This is a genomic window from Streptomyces sp. NPDC096012 (assembly GCF_040426375.1).
Taxonomy (GTDB): domain Bacteria; phylum Actinomycetota; class Actinomycetes; order Streptomycetales; family Streptomycetaceae; genus Streptomyces.
Window position 1 is genome coordinate 38,342 of record NZ_JBEOTD010000037.1, and the last position, 21,066, is coordinate 59,407.

General features: G+C 76.2%; 1 protein-coding gene. It reads left to right on the forward strand.

Annotated elements, in window-relative coordinates; genetic code table 11:
• The first annotated feature begins 619 nt into the window (after window positions 1–619).
• Window positions 620–21,061 carry a non-ribosomal peptide synthase/polyketide synthase gene (locus tag ABVB68_RS28785; protein WP_503006326.1) on the forward strand — a complete coding sequence of 6,814 codons (20,442 nt, stop codon included), beginning with the start codon at window positions 620–622 and terminating at the stop codon, window positions 21,059–21,061.
• Window positions 21,062–21,066 lie beyond the last annotated feature (5 nt).

A 21,066-nucleotide genomic window follows, 5' to 3' on the forward strand; every position in this document is an offset into this window, starting at 1 on the left:
CACCTCGCCCGGCACGAACCCGGCGCCCCCGGCGAACTCCGGCGAGTCCGGTGCGGCGACCTCGCCTGGTACGAGCTCGGCGGCCCCGGCGAACTCCGGCGAGTCCGGTGCGGCGACCTCGCCTGGTACGAGCTCGGCGGCCCCGGCGAACCCCGGCGAGCCCGGTGCGGCGACCTCGCCTGGCATGAACGCGGCGGTCCCGGCGAACTCCGGCGAGTCCAGTGCGGTGACCTCGCCTGGTACGAGCTCGGCGGTCCCGGCGAACTCCGGCGAGTCCAGTGCGGTGACCTCGCCCGGCACGAGCCCGGCGGTCCCGGCGAACCCCGGTGAGCCGAACGCCAGGAGCTCCTCCGGAAGGGCTCCGGCGAGCTCCGGCGAGACGGGTCCCGTGGCCCCCACCGCATCCGGCGCGGCGGACCCGTCGGCCCCGGACTCCGCGTCGAGAGCGGTGACTTCCTCCGCCCCGGACTCCACCACCCGGGCAGCGGGTTCCTCCGCGACGAACCCCGCGACCGACCCGGCGGCCACCTCCGGCGCTCGCCCCGCCCGGCCCTCCGCTCGCTCGGCCGCGTCGGTGGGGGAGCGGGCCCGGGCGTTGCCCGCCGAGCTGCAGGAGGCGATGCGCCGGAGACTGGCCGGGCGGGCCGGTGGTGCGTCCGGCGCCGCGTCGCGCGGTATACCGCGGGCCGGCCGGGACCGGCCGCTGCCCCTGTCCTTCGCCCAGCAGCGCCTGTGGTTCCTGGACCGGCTGCGGCCCGGCGACCCGCGCTACAACAGCGCCGTGGCGGTGCGGTTCACCGGCGCCCTGGACCGCGCCGCGCTGGAGGCGGCGCTCGCCACCGTCGTCGGCCGCCACGAAGCGCTGCGCACCACGTTCGAGGAGGCCGACGGACGGCCGGCGCAGACCGTCCGCCCCGCGGGGCCGGTGCCGCTCGCGGTCCGGGACACCACGGACACGGGCACCTCGGGCACCGTGGACCGGGACACCACGGACACGGGCACCTCGGGCACCGTGGACCAGGGCACGACAGGCACCGACGCGGCCCTGCTGGAGGAGTACTCCCGGCCCTTCGACCTGCGGCGCGGCCCCCTGCTGCGGGCCCTGCTGCTGCGCGAGTCGGCGACCTCGCACGTGCTGCTGCTGACCGCCCATCACATCGTCACCGACGGCTGGTCGATGGGCATCGTCCTGGACGAACTGTGCACCGCCTACGACGCCCTGGCCCGGGGCACCGAGGCACAGCTGCCGCCGGTGCCGACGCAGTACCCGGACTTCGCGGTGTGGCAGCGCGAGCAGCTCTCGGGTGCCCGGCTGGAGCGGGAGCTGGCCCACTGGAAGGAACGGCTGACGGGCGCGGCGGCCCCCGAACTGCCCCTGGACCACCCGCGGCGCGGTGAGGAGGCGGGCGCGGGCGCCGTCCACACCTTCACCGTCCCCGCCGGTGTCACGGCACGGCTGCGCGACCTCGCCAGACAGCGGCACACCACCCTGTACACCGCCCTGGTCGCCGCCACCCAGGCCCTGCTGGCCCGCTGGTCCGGCCAGGACGACATCACCGTCGGCTCACTCACCCCCGGCCGCTCCCGCACCGACCTCGAACGCGCCGTCGGCTTCTTCGTGAACACGGTGGCGCTGCGCACGACGGTACGGGCGGCCGGGTCCTTCAGCGACCTGCTGGCCGAGACCGCCGGCACCGTCAACGACGCCTTCGCGCACGGCGACACGCCGTTCGAGCGGATCGTGGAGGCGGTGGGCGCGCCCCGTGAGGCGGGCCGCAACCCGCTGTTCGACGTGATGGTCCTGCTGCACCCCGATCCGCCCGCCGCCGGCGCCGCCCGCGGACTCGCCGCCTCCCCGGTCGCCGTACCGCGCCAGGCGGCCACCTTCGACCTGAGCGTGGAGTTCGTACCGGACGGGGACGCACTGACCGGCCTGCTGGAGTACCGCACCGACCTGTTCGACGCGGCGACGGCCGAGCGGGCGGCCGGGCAGCTGGTGCGGCTGCTGGAGGCCGCCACCGGTGAACCGGACCGGCCGCTCGGCACCCTGCCGCTGCTGTCCGAGCGAGAGCTGCGGCAGGTCACCGTCGACTGGAACGCCACCGACCCCGAAGCGTGGAACACCACCGACTCCGAAGCGGCCCCCTCCGGCGCAACCGGCCCCCGTGCCACCGGCCAGGAAACAACCGGCGGCGAAACAACCGGCGGCGAAACAACCGGCCACGAAGCAACTGCCCCCGGCGCAACCGCCCCTCAGGCCACCGACCACGAAGCCACCGACCACGAAGCCACCGACCACGAAGCCACCGACCATGAGGCAACGCGTCACGAAGCAACCGGTCACGAGGCGGCCGCCACCGACACGACCGTCCCCGCCGCCACCGACACGACCGCCCCCGCCACCACCCCCCGCGCCACCACACCCCCCGCCGCCGTCCACCCCGCTCCCGCCGGTGACACCACCTACCCGGAGATCTTCGAGCGCCGGGCGGCCCTCACCCCCGGCGCGCTCGCCCTGGTCGCCGGTGGCGAGCGGCTGGACTACGCCACGCTCAACGCCCGCGCCAACCGGCTCGCCCACCATCTGATCGCCCGCGGCGCCGGCCCCGAACGGCTGGTCGCGCTGCGGCTGCCGCGGACCGCCGGCATGATCGTGGCGATCCTCGCCGTCTGGAAGTCCGGCGCCGGCTACCTGCCCCTGGACCCGGCGCTGCCGGAAGAGCGCGTCCAGTACCTGCTGGAGGACGCCCGTCCGGCCCTGGTCCTCGACGAGGCCGCGCTGCGGGCCGTACCCGCCGGCGTCCCGGACACCGACCCCACCGACGCCGACCGCCGCGCCCCGCTGGACCCCTGGCACACCGCGTACGTCATCTACACCTCCGGCTCCACCGGCCGCCCCAAGGGTGTCGCGGTGGCCCACCGTTCGGCGGCGCACCTGCTCGCGGCGCACCGCTCGGGCTTCGTCGCCGAGGCGGGCGGCGGCCCGCTGCGAGTGGCCCTCACCGCGTCCTTCTCCTTCGACACCTCCCTCGAAGGGGTGCTGCTGATGGCCGACGGCCACCCGCTGCACCTGGTCGACGAGGTGACCCGGATGGACCCGGCGGCCCTGGTCGAGTACGTCGTCGCGCACCGCGTCGACTTCCTCGACGTCACCCCCTCGTACCTGCGCCAGCTGCTGCCCGCCGGACTGCTGACCGATCCGCGGCACCACCCCCGGGTGCTGATGCTCGGCGGCGAGCCGGTCGGCCCCGCCCTGTGGCGCGAGCTGGCCGCGCGGCCCGGGTTGAGCGCCTACAACTTCTACGGGCCCACCGAGTGCACGGTCGACGCGCTGGCCTGCCGCATCGAGGACGCCGACCGTCCGCTGGTGGGGCGGCCGCTGCCGAAGGTGAGCGCCTACGTCCTCGACGACCGGCTGCAGCCCGTGCCCCCCGGCGTCGGCGGCGAGCTCTACCTGGCCGGCGAGCAGCTCGCCCGGGGCTACGCCGGCCGGCCCGGGCTGACCGCCGCCCGCTTCCGGCCCGATCCCTTCGGGCCGCCCGGAAGCCGCATGTACCGCACGGGCGACCTGGCACGCTGGACCGCCGACGGGCGCATCGACTACCTGGGACGCGCCGACGACCAGGTCAAGGTGCGCGGCCACCGCATCGAACCCGGCGAGATCGAGGCGGCCCTGCTCGACCTGCCGGAGGTCGCCGCGGCCGCGGTCGCCGCCGTGACCGACCCGCACGGCCACACCCGGCTGGCCGGCTACGTCGTCCCCGCGTCCGGTGCGCCCCGGCCCGCCCCGGCGGACCTGCGGGCCGCCCTGCGGCGCGTGCTGCCCGACCACATGGTGCCGTCCTCCTTCACCGCGCTGGCCGCGCTGCCGCTGACCACCAGCGGCAAGCTGGACCGCCGCGCCCTGCCCGCGCCCGACCCCGAAGGCGCCGAAAGGGAAGGGGAGTTCACGGCCCCCCGCACCCCCGCCGAGGAGACCCTGGCCGGCATCTGGGCCGAGGTGCTCGGCGTGGCCCGGGTGGGCGTCACGGACAACTTCTTCGAGCTGGGCGGCGACTCGATCCTGAGCATCCAGGCCGTCTCCCGGGCCCGCGCGGCCGGCCTGCGCCTCGGTTCACAGGACGTCTTCCGCCATCAGACGGTCGCCGACCTGGCCGCGGCGGCGGCCCACCGCAGCGCCGCCGAGCCCGCCCCCAGGCGTCCGCACGACGACGGCCCCGCCCCGCTGACCCCGGTCCAGGAGTGGTTCCTCGCCACTCACGGACCGCTGCGCCACTTCAGCATGTCCCTGCTGCTCGACCTGCCGCACGACCTGGACGAGGCGGCGCTGGAGCGGGCGTTGGAGGCGGTCGTGGTCCGCCACCCGGCTCTGCGCACCCGCTTCACCGGCACGGACGACGCCCGCCGGCAGCACCCGGGCACCGGCCCGGCCACCGGGCTGCTGACCCGGCACAGCGCCACGACCGCACCCGAGGAGGCCGCCGACGCCGCCCGGGCGGCCCTGGACCCGGCCACCGGAGCACTGCTGCGAGCGGCCCTGCTGCCGGGCCGCGAGCGGCCCCGACTCTTCCTGACGGCCCATCACCTGGCCGTGGACAGCGTCTCCTGGCGGGTGCTCCTCGAGGACCTGGCGCTCGCCTATCGGCAGGCCGCCGCGGGCGAGGACCCCCGACTCGAGCCCGAGCACACCCCGTTGACGGCGTGGTCCCGCCACCTGGCCGAGCGGGTGCGGGCCGGCGACCTCGACGACGACCTGCCCTACTGGACGGCCGAGACCGCCGGCCCGCGCACCCCCCTGCCCGTGGACCTGCCCGGCACCCCGCTCGCCGGTTCCGTGCGCACGGTGCGCACCCGTGTCGACCGCGCCACCACCGAGGCGCTGCTGCGCCGGGTGCCGGGCGTCTACCGCACCCAGGTCAACGACGTACTGCTGAGCGCGCTCGGCCGGGTGCTCGCCGACTGGGCGGGCGCCGAGCGGATCACCGTCGCCCTGGAGGGCCACGGCCGCGAGGAGGACCTGGCCGAGGGCGTCGACCTGTCCCGCACGGTCGGCTGGTTCACCAGCCAGTACCCCGTCACCCTCACCCCGGCGGGCCCCGCCGGCACACCGGACTGGGGCGCCACGCTCAAGAGCGTCAAGGAACGGCTGCGTGCCGTGCCCCGGCGGGGGCTGAGCTACCAGGCACTGGCCCATCTCGGCTCACCCGACCCGGCCGCCCGGCCGCTGCGCCAACTGCCCCTGCCGCAGGTGTGCTTCACCTACCACGGGCAGTGGGAGGCGCCCGGCGGCGGGGACTTCGCCCCCGCCGCCGACGTCCCCGGCCGCGACATGGACCCCGGCGCCCCGCTGGACCACCTCCTCGACGTCTCGGCCGTGGTGGCCGACGGCCGGCTGGAGATCACCTGGCACTACAGCGACCAGGTGCACCGCGCGGACACCGTCCAGGGTCTCGCGGACGCCATGGCCGGCGCGCTCGCCGCCATCGCCGGGCACTGCGCGCGCCCCGGCGCGGGCGGCCGCACCCCGTCCGACTTCCCGCTCGCCCGCCTGGACCAGGCCGCCGTGGACCGCCTGGTGGGCGACGGCCGCGACGTGACGGACCTGCTGCCGCTCACCCCGCTCCAGGAGGGCATGCTCTTCCACCGCCTGGTCGGCGGGCCGGACGACGTGTACGTCGACCAGGCCGCGCTGCTGCTGGAAGGAGTGAGCGACCCGGACGCCCTGGCCCTCGCCTGGCAGCGGGTGACCGACCGCACCCCGGCGCTGCGCACCTCGGTGGTCTGGGAGGGTGTCCCGGTCCCGCTCCAGGTGGTGCACCGGGAGGTGCGGGTGCCCGTCACCCAGGTGGACTGGCGCGAGCTGGACCCGGCCGAGCGGGCCGGCCGGCTGGCCGCGCTGCGCGCCGACGACCTCGCGCGGGGCCTGGACCTCACCGCGGCGCCGCTGATGCGGCTGACCCTCGTCCGGCTGCCCGACGCCCGCCTGCACCTGCTGTGGACCTCCCACCACCTGATCCTGGACGGCTGGAGCCTGGCCCAGGTGCTCACCGACGTCTTCGAGGAGTACGCGGCCCTCACCACCGGTGCCGAACCGCGGCCGTCCGCGCGGCGCCCCTTCGGCGACTACGTGCGCTGGCTGGCCGGCCAGGACGCCGAGGCCGCCCGCACCCACTGGCGCGGCGTCCTGGCCGGCTTCGCCACGCCGACCCCGCTGCCCGCCGACCGCGCCCGGCGTGCCGGACACGAGACGCGTTCCACCCGGGCGCACACGGCCGGGCTGTCCGAGGAGGTGTCCGCGCGGCTCGCGCGCACCGCCCGCCGAGCGGGCCTGACGCTCGGCACGGTGGTGCAGGGCGCCTGGGCGCTGCTGCTGTCCCGCTACAGCGCCGAACGGGACGTGCTGTTCGGCACCACCGTCTCCGGCCGCCCGGACGACCTGCCCGGCGTGGAGTCGATGGTGGGCATGTTCATCAACACCCTGCCCACCCGGGTGTCCGTGGACGGCAGCCGTACCGCCGGCGCCTGGCTGCGGGAGCTGCAGGAGGCGCAGGCCGAGGCGCGGCGGTTCGCCGCGGTGTCCCTCGCCGAGCTGACCGGCCTGAGCGCCGTGCCGTCCGGCAGCCCGCTGTTCGACAGCATGGTCGCGTTCGAGAACTACCCCTTCGACGAGACCCGTTCGGCCGGCTCCGGCATCCGCCTGGCCGACGTCTCCTCGCGGGACGCCACCAACTACGCCCTGGTGCTGCGGGCCTACCAGGGCGAGCGCTTCGGCTTCGACCTCGCCTACGACCCCGAGCTGTTCGACGCGGCGACCGTCCGAACCCTCGCCGGCCGGCTGTGCCTGCTGCTCGGTGAGCTGGCCGACGACCCGGACCGCCCGCTGCGCAGCCTGGCCTGGACCACCGCCGAGGAACGGCGGCGCATGCTGGTCGACTTCCAGGGCACCGAGGAGGGCCGGCCCGCCGACACCCTCGTCGGCCTCTTCGCCGCCCAGGTCGCCCGCACCCCCGCCGCCGAGGCCGTCGGCTGCGGCGACGAGCGCCTCGACTACGCCACGCTGAACGCGCGCGCCAACCGGCTCGCGCACCGGCTCGCCGAACTCGGCGCCGCACCCGAGCGGTTCGTGGCCCTCGCGCTGCCCCGCTCCTGCGACCTGGTCGTGGCCGTCCTCGCCGTCCTCAAGACCGGCGCCGCCTATCTGCCCATCGACCCCGCCCTGCCCGCCGAACGCGTCGCCGGGCTGCTGGCGGACGCCGCCCCGGTGACGCTGGTGACCACCACCGGCACCGCCGCGCGGGCCGGGTACACCGCCGTACCCCTGCTGCTGCTCGACGACGCCGGGGTACGGGACGACCTGGCCCGGCGTCCGGCCACGGACCCGCGGGACCCGGCCCGGTGCCCGCTGCCCGAGAGCCCCGCCTACGCCATCTACACCTCCGGCTCCACCGGCCGGCCCAAGGGCGTCGTCGTCCCGCACGCCAACGTGGTGCGCCTGTTCACCCGCACCCGGCAGTGGTTCGGCTTCGGCGAGGACGACGTGTGGACGCTGTTCCACTCCTACGCCTTCGACTTCTCGGTGTGGGAACTGTGGGGCCCCCTGCTGCACGGCGGCCGGCTCGTCGTCGTCCCCGAGGACACCGCCCGCTCCCCGGAGGACTTCCTGCGGCTCCTCGCCGACGAACGGGTCACCGTCCTCAACCAGACCCCGTCCGCGTTCTACCCGCTGGCCCGGGCCGACGCCCAGCTCCCCGGCACCGGCGACCGGCTGGCGCTGCGCACCGTGATCTTCGGTGGCGAGGCACTGGACGTGTCCCGGCTCGCCGGCTGGTACGCGCGCCACCCGGACACCGCCCCGCGCCTGGTGAACATGTACGGCATCACCGAGACCACCGTGCACGTCACCTACGCCCCGCTCGACCGGGCGACGGCCCGCACGGGCACCGCGAGCCCGATCGGCACCGGCATCCCCGACCTGCGCGTCCACGTCCTCGACGACACCCTGCAACCCGTACCCCCCGGCGCCGTGGGCGAGATGTACGTCGCCGGAGAGGGGCTCGCCCGCGGCTACCTGCGCCGCCCCGGCCTGACCGCGACCCGCTTCCTCGCCGACCCGTTCGGGCGGCCCGGCACCCGCATGTACCGCACCGGCGACCGGGCCCGCAGGCGGGCCGACGGCACCCTGGAGTACCTGGGCCGGGCCGACCAGCAGGTGAAGATCCGCGGCTACCGCATCGAGCCGGGCGAGATCGAGGCCGCCCTGCACACCCACCCGGGCGTCGGCGCCGCGACCGTCGGCGTCTACGAGGACGCCGCAGGGACGCGCCGGCTGGTGGCCCACGTCGTCGGCACCGGCGGCGGCGACCGGGCCACGGCACCGCCCTCGGCCGCCGAACTCCGCTCCCACCTGGAGGGGTTGCTGCCCGCGCACATGGTGCCCGCCGCCTATGTGCCGATGACCACCCTGCCACTCACCGCCAACGGCAAGCTCGACCGCCGCGCGCTGCCCGCGCCCGGCCCGGACGGGTTCGCCGCCGATGCCGGCCGCACCCCGCCGCGCACCCCCGCCGAACGGCTGGTCGCCACGGCCTGGACGGACGTCCTGGACACCGACGGCGTCGGCGCCGACGACGACTTCTTCGCCCTGGGCGGCGACTCCATCCTCGCCGTCCGCGTCGTCTCCCGGCTGCGCGCCGCCTTCGGCACCGCCGTCTCGCCCCGCCTGCTGTTCACCCACCCGAGGCTGTCGGAGCTCGCCGCCGCCCTCGGCGACCCGCCCGCCGGACACACCGCTCCCGCCGGCACCATCCCGGCCGCCGGTCCCGGCGCCCCGGCGCCGCTGTCGTACGCCCAGCAACGGCTGTGGTTCCTCGACCGCTTCGAGCCGGGCAGCACCGAGTACACCACCCTGTCGGTGCTGCGGCTGCGCGGCCCGCTCGACCGGGCCGCCCTGCGCACCGCCCTGGACGGTCTCGTCGCCCGGCACGAGGCACTGCGCACCACCTTCGAGGAGCACGACGGCCAGGCCCGGCAGATCGTCCACCCGCCCGGCACCGTGGACCTCCCGGCGGAGGATCTCGCCCGCCACACCGACCTGGACGCCCTCCTCGCCCGCGAGGCCGCCCTCCCCTTCGACCTGGCCGCCGGACCGCTGCTGCGCGCCCGCCTGGCCCGCCTGGCCGCCGACGACCACGTCCTGATCCTGGCCGTCCACCACATCGTCACCGACGGCTGGTCGATGGGCGTGCTCGGCCGCGACCTCGGCGAGCTGTACACGGCGGCCCACGAGAACCGCCCACCCGCCCTGCCCGGCCTCCCCGTGCGCTACACCGACTACGCCGTCTGGCAGCGCACCCGCGCCGACCGCCTCGACGCCGGCCTCGACCACTGGCGCCGCGCCCTGGACGGGGTCACCGCGCTGGAGCTGCCCACCGACCGGCCGCGCCCGGCCGTCCGCACCCGCGACGGCGCCCTGCTGACCTTCACGCTGCCCGCCGCCCTGACCGAGCGGCTGCGCGAGCGCGGCCGGGAGGCCGACGCCACCCTCTACATGACCCTCGTGACGGCCTGCCAGGTGCTGCTCGCCCGCTGGTCCGGACAGCAGGACGTCACCGTCGGCACCGTCACCGCCGGCCGCGACCGGCCCGAACTTCACGACGTGGTCGGCATGTTCGTCAACACGCTGGTGCTGCGCGCCCGGGTGCGGCCGGAACTGCCGTTCCGCGAGCTGCTGACCGAGGTGCGCGGCACCGTGCTGGACGCCTTCGCCCACCAGGAGGTGCCCTTCGAACGGGTGGTGGACGCCCTCCAGCCCGAACGCGACACCAGCCGGACCCCCTTGTTCCAGGTCATGGTGGCCCTGCACAACCTCGGCGCCGGCGCCCTGCGGCTGCCGGGCCTCGAGACCGAGCCGGTGACCCCGCCGGTCCGCAACGCCACCTTCGACCTCGCCTTCGACTTCGTCGAGCGGGACGGCGGGCTCACCGGATACCTGGAGTACAACACCGGCCTGTTCGACACCGCCACCGCCGAGCGGCTGGCCGACCGGCTGCGCATCCTGCTGGAAGCCGCCGCCGAGGATCCCGAACGCCCCGTCGGCACACTGCCGTTGATGACCGACGGCGAACGCCGGCGGGTGCTCGGCTTCGGGCGGGGCGCCCGCCTGCCCGAACCGGACACCACGTTCACCGCCCTGTTCGAGGCACAGGCCGCCCGCACCCCGCACCGCACCGCACTGGTCGCCCGGGACACCACCCTCGGCTTCGCCGCGCTGAACGAGCGCGCCAACCGCCTCGCCCACCACCTCATCGCACTCGGCGCCGGCCCCGAACGCGTCGTCGCCGTCCGGCTGCCCCGCACCTCCGAGCAGCTGGTGGCGCTGTTCGCGGTGCTCAAGGCAGGCGCCGCCCTGCTCTGCCTCGACCCCGAACTACCGGCGGAACGCGCCCGGTTCCTGCTGGCGGACACCCGGCCGCACACGCTGCTCGACGACCTGGCCGACGTGCCCTGGGACCGGCTGCCCGCCCACGACCCGACCGACGCCGACCGCACCGAACCGCTGCTGCCCGGGCACACCGCCTACCTCGTCCACACCTCCGGCTCCACCGGCCTCCCCAAGGGCGTCGCCGTGGAACACCGGCAGCTGGTCAACCTCTGCCACGACCACCAGGCACGCCTTCTCGCCCCGCACACCACCGGCGGGCAGCGGCTGCGCGCCGCGCTCAGCGCCTCCTTCTCCTTCGACACCTCCTGGGAGGGACCGCTGCTGCTCGCCCTCGGCCACGAGGTCCACCTCCTCGACGAGGACGTGCGCCTGGACCCGGAGGCCTTCTGCGCCCAGGTCGCCGAACACCGGCTCGACCTGGTCAACGTCACCCCGTCCTTCCTGCGGGAACTCACCTCCGCCGGACTGCTGGCCCCCGGCCGCCACCACCCGCGCCTGCTGCTCGTGGGCGGCGAGGCGGTCCCCACCGCCACCTGGCGCGAACTCGCCGCGGCCGAACGGGACCTGGGCATCACCGTCCAGAACATGTACGGGCCCACCGAGTGCACCGTCGACGCCGTCTACGGCCGCTGCGCCGACAGCCCCGGCCGGCCGGTCATCGGCCGCCCCGGCGGCAACCTGCGCGCCCACGTCCTCGACGGCGCCCTGCGCCCGGTACCGCCCGGGGTCCCCGGTGAGCTGTACCTGGCCGGGGCGCAGGTCGCCCGCGGCTACCTGAACCGCCCTGGTCTGACCGCCGCCCGCTTCGTCGCCGACCCGCTGGGGGCGCCGGGGGAGCGGATGTACCGCACCGGCGACCGGGCCCGCTGGACCGGCGACGGGCAGCTGGAGTTCCTCGGCCGCGTCGACGAGCAGGTGAAGATCCGCGGCTTCCGCATCGAACCCGGCGAGGTGGAGGCCGCCCTCCTCGGCCACCCCGACGTCACCGACGCGGCCGTCGCCGCCCGCGAGCACGCGGGCCGGCTCACCCTGGTCGGCTACCTCGTACCCGCCGCCGGCCGGGCCCCGGCGCCCGAGGACCTGCGCCTGTGGCTGCGGCGCACGCTGCCGGACCACATGGTGCCCACCGCGTTCGTCCCGCTGGCCCGCATCCCGCGCACCACCAGCGGCAAGACCGACCGCCGCGCGCTGCCCGCACCGCCCGCGCAGCCCGGCACCACCACCGCGTATGTGGCACCCCGGCCCGGCACGGAGGAGCGGCTCGCCACGATCTGGGCCGAGGTGCTCGGTGCCGAACGCGTCGGCGCCCAGGACAACTTCTTCGCCCTCGGCGGCGACTCCATCCTCAGCATCCAGATCGTCTCCCGCGCCCGGCAGGCCGGACTCGCCCTCACCACCAAGGACGTCTTCCGGCACCAGACCGTCGCCGAACTCGCCCTGCGCGTCGGCGAGAACACCGCCCGCCCGGCCGTCAGCGGCGGCGCCCCGCCCGCCGACGCCCCGCTCACCCCGATCCAGCACTGGTACCTCGACGGCCGCGACCCCGCGCACAGCCTGCGCTTCACCATGACCCAGCGGCTGCGCACCTCCCCGGGCACCGACCCCGCGGCCCTGGCCCGGGCCGCCGAGGCCGTCGTCGCCCGGCACGCCGCCCTGCGCACCCGGTTCCGGCACACCGGCGACGGCTGGCGCCAGGAGGTCCTGGCCGAGGCGCCGGACGCCGTCCTCACCCGCCACGACGTCGCCCGGCTCGACGCCACGGAGCTGGAGACGGAGGTGCAGCGACGCACCGACGAGGCGCAGGCCGCCCTCGACCCCGCCACCGGCCGGGTCGTCCGCCTCCTGTTCTTCGACCCCGGCCCCGACCGGGACGGCCAACTCGTCTTCACCGCCCACCACCTGGCGGTCGACGGGGTGTCCTGGCGGATCCTGCTGGCGAACCTGGACACCGCCTACCGGGCGGCCCGGGCCGGACAGCCCGTGGCGCTCCCCGCACCCGGCACCTCGTACGGGCACTGGGCCACCCGGCTGGAGCGGCACACCCGCGGCGGCGCCCTGGACGCCGACCTGCCGTACTGGACCCGCACCGGCGCGGCCCCGGCCGGGCTGCCCGCGGGCCGGCCCGGCCCCAACACCCACGGCACCGCCGCCACCCTCACCGTCACCCTCGACCAGGACACCACCGACGCCCTGCTGCGCCAGGTCCCGGAGGCCTACCGCACCCAGGTCAACGACGTCCTCCTCAGCGCCCTCGGCCGCACCCTGGCCCGATGGTGCGGACGCGACACCGTGCTGCTCGGCGTGGAGGGACACGGCCGCGAGGACCTCTTCGAGGACGTGGACCTCTCCCGGACGGTGGGCTGGTTCACCGCCGAGTTCCCCCTCGCACTGCGCGTCGACCCGGACGCCGGCTGGCACGACACCCTGCGCTCGGTCAAGGAGCAGCTGCGCGCCGTGCCGCTGCACGGCCTCAGCCACGGCGCCCTGCGCCACCTGCTCCCCGGCAGCCCGCTCACCGGCGGCGCGGCCCCCCAGGTCGGCTTCAACTACCACGGGCAGTGGGACGCCGGCGGCACCGGTGCCGACGGCCTGTTCACGGGGGCGCTGCCCCCGGCCGGCCGCGACACCGACCCGGACGAACCCCGCCCCTACCTCCTGGACATCACCGGCGTGGTCCAGGAGGGACGGCTCGAACTGGGCTGGACCTACCCGCCGGCCGTCTACGACGAGACCACCGTGCGCCGGCTGGCCGAGGACACCGTCAGCGCCCTGCGCGACATCGCGGACCACTGCGCCCGGCCCGGGGCGGGCGGCCGCACCCCGTCCGACTTCCCCCTCGCCGGCCTCACCCAGGACCAGCTCGACGCGCTGGCCGGCGACGGCCGGGACGTCGAGGACGTGCTGCCGCTCACCCCGCTGCAGTCCGGCATGCTCTTCCACGGGGTCGTCGACACCGAGGGCGCCTACTTCGACCGCACCGCGGTACGGCTCGCCGGGGTGGCCGACCCGCAGGCGTTCGCCGAGGCCTGGCAGCGCGTCACCGACCGCACCCCCGTGCTGCGCACGAGCGTCCACTTCAAGGGCCTGCCCCAGCCCGTGCAGGTGGTCCACCGCCGCGCCCGGTTGCCCATCACCCACCTCGACTGGCGCGGCCTGACCGCCGAAGCGCGCGCGGAGGCGACCGAGCGGCTGCTCGCCGAGGACCGCGCCGCCGGCATGGACCTGGGCACGGCGCCGCTCACCCGGCTCACCCTGGCCGCGCTGCCCGGCGACGAGGTGCTGCTGGTGTGGTCCACCCACCACATCGTGCTGGACGGCTGGAGCACCGGACAGCTGCTCACCGAGGTGTGCGAACACTACGCCGCGCTGACCGGCGGCCCGGCCGCGCAGCCCCGGGCGCGACGGCCGTTCGCGGACTTCCTGCACTGGCTGCGCGCCCAGGACACGGCGGTCGCCGAGCGGCACTGGGCCGACGCCCTGGCCGGGTTCACCGCCCGCACCCCGCTGCCGTACGACCGCACACCCGGCGAGGCGCACCGCGCCCGGTCCGCGGCCGCCGTCCACCACGAGCTGGACGAGGAGGTCTCCCGGCGGCTGCGGGAGACCGCCGCGCACGCCGGACTGACCGTCAGCACCGTGGTGGAGGGCGCCTGGGGGCTGCTGCTGGCCCGCTCCTGCGGACGCGACGACGTGGTGTTCGGCACGACCGTCTCCGGCCGGCCGGCCGAACTGCCCGGCGTCGAGACGATGATCGGCATGTTCATCAACACCGTGCCGACCCGCGTCCGTGTCCCGCACGGCGCCGACCGGGCGGTGCTGCCCTGGCTGCGCGCCCTGCAGGAGCGGCAGAGCGAGGCCCGCCGCTTCGACTTCCTGGCGCTGCCCCGCATCCAGGCCGTGAGTGGAACGGACCCGGGTGAGCCGCTCTTCGACAGCATGGTGGTGTTCGAGAACTACCCCGTCGACGAGGCCGCCACGGCGCGTACGGGCGTCCGGGTGGCGGAGGTGCGCGCCGACGACGCCACCACCTTCCCGTGGTGCCTGCGCGCCCACCTGGCCGACCGGCTCGGCTTCGACCTGGCCTACGACCCCGCGCTGTTCGACCGCGCCACCGTCGAGCGGGCCGCGGACCGCCTGACCGTCCTGCTGACCGCCCTCGCCGACGGCGTCGACGGCTCGCTCGACGACCTGGACGCGCTCACCGAGGACGACCGCCGGCTGCTGGCGGACTGGAACACCACCGCCCGCCAGGCGGAACCGGCCAGCCCGGTCGACCTGTTCGCCGCACAGGCGCGGCGCACACCGGACGCGGTCGCGGTCCGCGACGGCGACCGGGACCTGACGTACGGGCAGCTCTCCGACTGGGCGCGGCGACTCGCCTCCCGGCTGGTCGCCGACGGCCTGGCGCCCGAGGACCGGGTCGCGCTCCTGATGGACCGCTCGGCCGAACTCGTCGTCGCCCAGCTCGCGGTCCTCATGGCGGGCGGCGCCTACGTGCCCGTCGACACCCGGGCCCCCGGGGAACGTCGCGACACCCTGCTCACCCAGGCGGCCGCCACCGTCCGCCTCACCACCACCGACGTCACCGCGTCCCGCACCGACGGCACCGCTCCCGGCGCCCCCGGCGCCAACGGCAGCGTCCCCGGCACCGCCGGCACCGCCCCCGGCACCGTCCCGGGCACCGACGGCACCACTCCCGGCACCGACGACGGCGGCGTCCCCGGCGCCGACATTCGCACCGCCCCCGGCACCGCCGCCGAGGTGCCCGCCCGCGCCGGTGCGGTGGCGCGGTCCCTGCCGCCCGCCGACCCCGACCGGCTGGCCTACGTGATGTTCACCTCCGGCTCCACCGGCCGGCCCAAGGCGGTCGCGGTGCGGCACCGGGACGTGGCGGCGCTGGCCACCGACAGCCGTTTCGCCGGCGGCGTGTGCGCCCGGGTGCTCCTGCACTCGCCGGTGGCCTTCGACGCCGCCACCTTCGAGGTGTGGGCGCCGCTGCTCAACGGCGGGCGCGTGGTCGTCGCCCCGGACGGCGGCGTGGACGCGGCCCTCGTCCGACGCCTCGCCGCCGACGGCGGGCTGACCGCCCTGTGGCTGACCGCCGGACTCTTCCGGCTGCTCGCACAGGACGCGCCGGACTGCTTCCGCGGCCTGGCCCAGGTGTGGACCGGCGGTGACGTGGTCCCGGCCGCGGCCGTGCGCCGGGTGCTGGCCGCCTGCCCGGGCCTGAGCGTGGTGGACGGCTACGGCCCCACCGAGACGACCACCTTCGCGACCTCCTTCGCCCTCAGCGACGCGACCGCGGTGCCGGACACCGTGCCCATCGGGCGCCCCCTGGACGACATGCGCGTCCACGTCCTGGACGGCCGGCTGCGGCCCGTCCCGCCGGGCTGCGCCGGCGAACTGTACCTGGCCGGCGAGGGCGTGGCGCGCGGCTACCTGGGCCGCCCCGGCGACACCGCGGCCCGCTTCCCCGCCGACCCCTGCGGCCCGCCCGGGGCCCGTATGTACCGCACCGGCGACCTGGCCAGGCGGCGCCGGGACGGCACCGTCGAGTTCCTCGGCCGGGCCGACGACCAGGTGAAGATCCGCGGCTTCCGGGTGGAGCCCGGCGAGGTGGAGGCCGCGCTCGCGGCCCACCCGGACGTCGCGGACGTGGCCGTGCTGGCCCGCGAGGACCGGCCGGGCGTCAAGCGGCTCGTGGCCTACGTGGTCGGGCCGGCCGGACAGGATCCGGCCCGGCTGGCCGCCTTCGCGGGCCGCGCCCTGCCCGACTACCTCGTGCCCACCGCCTTCGTCCCGCTCGACGCCCTGCCGCTCAGCGGCAACGGCAAGGTCGACCGCGCCGCCCTCCCAGCACCGCAGAGCCTGGCCGGACAGGAGCGGATCGAGCCCCGCGACGACACCGAGCGCCGTACGGCGGAGGTCTTCGCGGAGGTGCTGGGCATCGAACCACCCGGCGTGGAGGACGACTTCTTCCGGCTCGGCGGTGACTCCATCCTCAGCATCCGGCTGGCCTCCCGCCTCGCCGAGGTCTTCGCCACCGACCTCACACCCCGCGCCGTGTTCACCCACCCCACCCCCGCCGGCCTGGCCCGCCTCGTCTCCGGGACGCGGCCCGCGCACCGGCCGGCGATCGTGCCGGTGGCCCGCGACGCGGTGGCCCCGATGTCGTACGCCCAGCAACGCCTCTGGTTCCTGGAGGAGTTCACGCCCGGCGGCGCCGAGTACGTCACCGCCCTCGCCCTGCGGCTGCGCGGCACCCTGGACACCGGCGCACTCGGCGCCGCGCTCGACGCCCTGGTGGCCCGGCACGAGTCACTGCGCACCACCTTCGACAGCGTCGACGGCCGCGGTGTCCAGATCGTCCATCCGCCCCAGGACGTCCCCCTGCCCCTGCGCGACCTGACCGGCCTGCCCGCACAGGAGCGCGAACCGGCCCTGCGCCGCCTGCTCGCCGACGACCGCACCCGCCCCTTCGACCTGCGCCGGGGGCCGCTACTGCGCACCGCCCTGGTGAGGCTGGCCGACGACGACCACGTCCTCGGGCTCACCCTGCACCACATCGTCACCGACGGCTGGTCCACCTCGGTGCTGTTCGGCGACCTGGCCCAGCTGTACCGAGCCGAAATCGGCATGCCGGGGCAGGAGTTGCCGGCGCTGCCGGTGCAGTATGCCGACTACGCCCACTGGCAGCGCACCGCCGGCGGCACCGGCACCGACGAGCAGCTCGCCTACTGGAAGGAGCACCTGGCCGGCACCGAACCGCTGGAACTGCCCACCGACCGGCCCCGGCCCCCGGTGCGCACCGGCGACGGGGCGAGCACCCCCCTGCTGGTGCCGGCCCGGACCGCCCGGCGCCTGACCCGGCTCGCCCGGGAGCGGGGGACCACCCTGTTCACCACGCTGGTCGCCGCCGCCCAGGCCTATCTCGCCCGGCTGTCCGGCACCACGGACATCGCCGTCGGCACCGTCACCTCCGGCCGCGACCGGGCCGAGACCCAGGGACTCGTCGGGTTCTTCGTCAACACCCTGGTGCTGCGCTCGCGGGTGGAGACCCAGCGGCCCTTCGCCGAGTTCCTCACCGCGGTGCGGCAGACCGTTCTGGACGCCTTCGCCCACCAGGACGTGCCGTTCGAGCGGGTGGTGGACGAGGTTCAGCCGGTCCGCGACACCAGCCGCAGCCCGCTCTTCCAGGTCATGGTCGTCCTGCAGAACACCCCGGCGGCCGACCTCGACCTGCCCGGCCTGGACGTCACCGACGTCGAACCCGAGTCGCAGCAGGCGGCGTTCGACCTCACCCTGGAGTTCGCCGAGACCGCCTCCGGCGCGCTGCACGGCCTGCTCACCTACAACACCGGCCTGTTCGACGCCGGCACGGCCGAACGGATGGCCGCCCAGCTCGGCAGCCTGCTGGCCGCCGTCGCCGAAGACCCCGAACGCCCCCTCGGAGCCCTGCCGCTGACCTCGGACGACGAGCTGAAGACCCTGCTCGACCAGGGACGGGGCACGTTCCGCCCGGTGCCCGAGACGACCCTGCCGGAGCTGTTCCAGCGGCAGGCCGCCCGTACCCCGGACGCGGTGGCACTGGTGGACGGCGACCGGGAACTGACCTATGCGGAGGTGGACCGGGCGGCCAACCGGCTCGCGCACCGCCTCATCCGGGACGGCGTCGGACCCGAGCGGATCGTGGCCCTGGCCCTGCCCCGCTCGGCGGCGACCGTGCTGGCCCAGCTCGCCGTCACCAAGGCCGGCGGCGCCTTCCTGCCCGTGGACCCCGACTACCCGGCACAGCGGCGGCAGTTCATGGTCCGGGACGCGGGCGCCCACCTGGTGCTCGACGACCCGGCCGCGGTGTGGGCCGCCGAGGGACCGGACACGGCCCCCACGGACGCCGACCGCACCGCCCCCCTCACCCCCGGCCACCCCGCCTACGTCATCTACACCTCGGGCTCGACCGGCACCCCCAAGGGCGTGACGGTCACCCACCGGGGCCTGTCCTCCTTCGCCGCGGCCGCGGCCGAACGGTACGCGGCCGGCCCCGGCGACCGGGTGCTGCAGTTCGCCTCGCCCAGCTTCGACGCCTCCGTGCTGGAACTGTGCACGTCGCTGCTCAGCGGAGCCGCCCTGGTGACGGGGGAGGAGGGCCCGCTCGTCGGGGAACGGCTGGCCGAGGTGCTCGCCACGCGCCGCATCAGCCACACCCTGATCCCCCCGGCGGCCCTCGCCACCGTCCAGCCCCAGGCGGCGGCCACCCTGCCCGGACTGCGCACCCTCATCGTCGGCGCCGAGGCCTGCCCGGCCGACCTGGTGGAGACCTGGGCACCCGGCCGGCGGATGATCAACTCCTACGGACCCACCGAGGCCACCGTCGTCGCCACCTGGACCGGCCCCCTGTCGCCCGGCGCCGGCGCCCCGCCCATAGGCCGTCCCTCCGGCGCCACCCGGATCCACGTCCTCGACGCCGCCCTCCGCCCGGTCCCGCCCGGCGTCACCGGGGAGCTGTACGTGGCGGGCCCCGGCCTCGCCCGCGGCTACCTCGGCCGGCCCGGGCTCACCGCCCGGCGGTTCGTCGCCGACCCGTTCGGCGCGCCGGGGGAGCGGATGTACCGCACCGGCGACCTGGTGCGGTGGACCGCCGACGGTGAACTCCGCTTCGCCGGACGCGTCGACGAGCAGGTCAAGCTGCGCGGCTTCCGCATCGAGCCGGGCGAGATAGAGAGCGCGCTGCGCCGCAGCCCGCTGGTGCGGGACGCGGTCGTCCTCGTCCGCACCGACGCGCCGAAGGAAGGCGCCGGCGCCGGACCGGCCCGGCTCGTGGCCTACCTCGTGCCGGCGGACCCGGCCGACACGGGCGTGCCCGTCGGCGAGCTGCGGGAACACCTGGCGCACCAACTGCCCCCGCACATGGTGCCGGCGCTCTTCGTACCGCTGCAGCGGCTGCCGCTCACCCCGAACGGCAAGCTCGACCGGCGCGCCCTGCCGGCCCCCGGCACCGCCCAGGCGGCCGACGGACCGCGTACCGCGCCCCGCACCGAGACCGAGCGCCGGATCGCCCGGATCTGGGCCGACGTGCTCGGCATCGAGGACGTCGGCGCCGACGACAACTTCTTCGCGCTCGGCGGCGACTCCATCCTGAGCATGCAGGTCGTCTCGCGCCTGCGCAGGGACGGCCTGCACCTGGCCACCCGGGACCTGTTCACGCACCAGACCGTGGCCGAACTGGCCGCCGTCGTCCGCACCGCGCCGCGCGGCACCGAGGACGGACCGGTCACGGGCGAGGTACCGCTCACCCCCATCCAGGACTGGTTCCTGAACACCCCGCGCGCCGCCCACCACCACTTCAACCAGTCGGCGCTGCTCGAACTCGACGGCACCCCCGACCCGGACGCCCTGCGCCGCGGCCTCGAAGCCCTGCTGGAGCACCACGACGCCCTGCGCATGCGCTTCACCCGGGACGAGAACGGCTGGCACCAGTTCAACCCGCCACCCGCACGGAGCCACGACGTCCTCGTGCGCCACGACCTGACGGGCCTGTCCGCCGAGGAGGCCGACGCGGCCATGCAGAAGGCCGCCGACGACCTGCACGCGAGCTTCGACCTGGCCCGCGGCCCGCACCTGCGGGCGGCCCTGTTCACCGGGGACGCGGACCGGCCCGTCTTCCTCCTGCTCGTCGCCCACCACCTGGTGATCGACGCGGTGTCCTGGCGCATCCTGCGCGACGACCTGGAGACCGCCTACCGGCAGGCCGCCGAGGGCGGCCCCGTCACCCTCGGGGAACGCACCACCAGCTTCCGCGCCTGGTCCATGAAACTGTCGGCGCACGTCGCCGAGGGCGGCCTGGACCACGAACTGCCCTACTGGGAGGAGGCCGTACGCGCCGAGCCCGCCCCGGCGGACGCGCCGTCCGGGGCCGAGACGGCGCGCACCGCGGTGGTCGGCGTGGAACTGGACGAGGAGGACACGGCGGCCCTGCTGCGCTCGGCGCCCACGGCCTACCGCACCCGGGTCAACGACGTCCTGCTCGCCGCCCTCGCCCTGTCCCTGGCCCGCTGGACCGGGCACGACCGGGTCCGCCTCGACCTCGAAGGGCACGGCCGCGAGGACCTCCTCGACGGCGTCGACCTGTCCCGCACGGTCGGCTGGTTCACCACCGTCCACCCGGTCGCCCTCCAGGTGCCCGACCCCGCCGGCCCCGGCGCCGAGCGGGACTGGCGGTCCCTGGTGAAGTCGGTGCGCCGCCAGCTGCGCGCCGTCCCCGGCAACGGTCTCGGCTTCGGCGCCCTGCGCACCTTCGGGCCGCCCGGGATCCGCGAGCGTCTGGGCTCCGGCGCGCACGGACAGGTGGTGTTCAACTACCTCGGCCAGTGGGACTCCGGCCCCGAGACCCGGGGCAGCGGCCTGGTGCGCGCCGAGCACGGCTCCTTCGGGCAGGACCACGACCCCCGGGACCCCGGATCGCACCTGCTGGAGGTGGTGGGCGCGGTGCAGCACGGCCGCCTCGCCTTCAGCTGGCACCACCGGCCCGCCGTGCACGACACCGGGACCGTCCGCCGGGTCGCCGAGGAGTTCGCCGACGCCCTGCGGCACATCGCCCGCCACGCCCGGGGAGGCCGGTGAGGACT

Excerpts from the sequence above, each read along its gene's own strand:
- ABVB68_RS28785 (WP_503006326.1), top strand. The coding sequence starts at position 620 with ATGCGCCGGAGACTGGCCGGGCGGGCCGGTGGTGCGTCCGGCGCCGCG.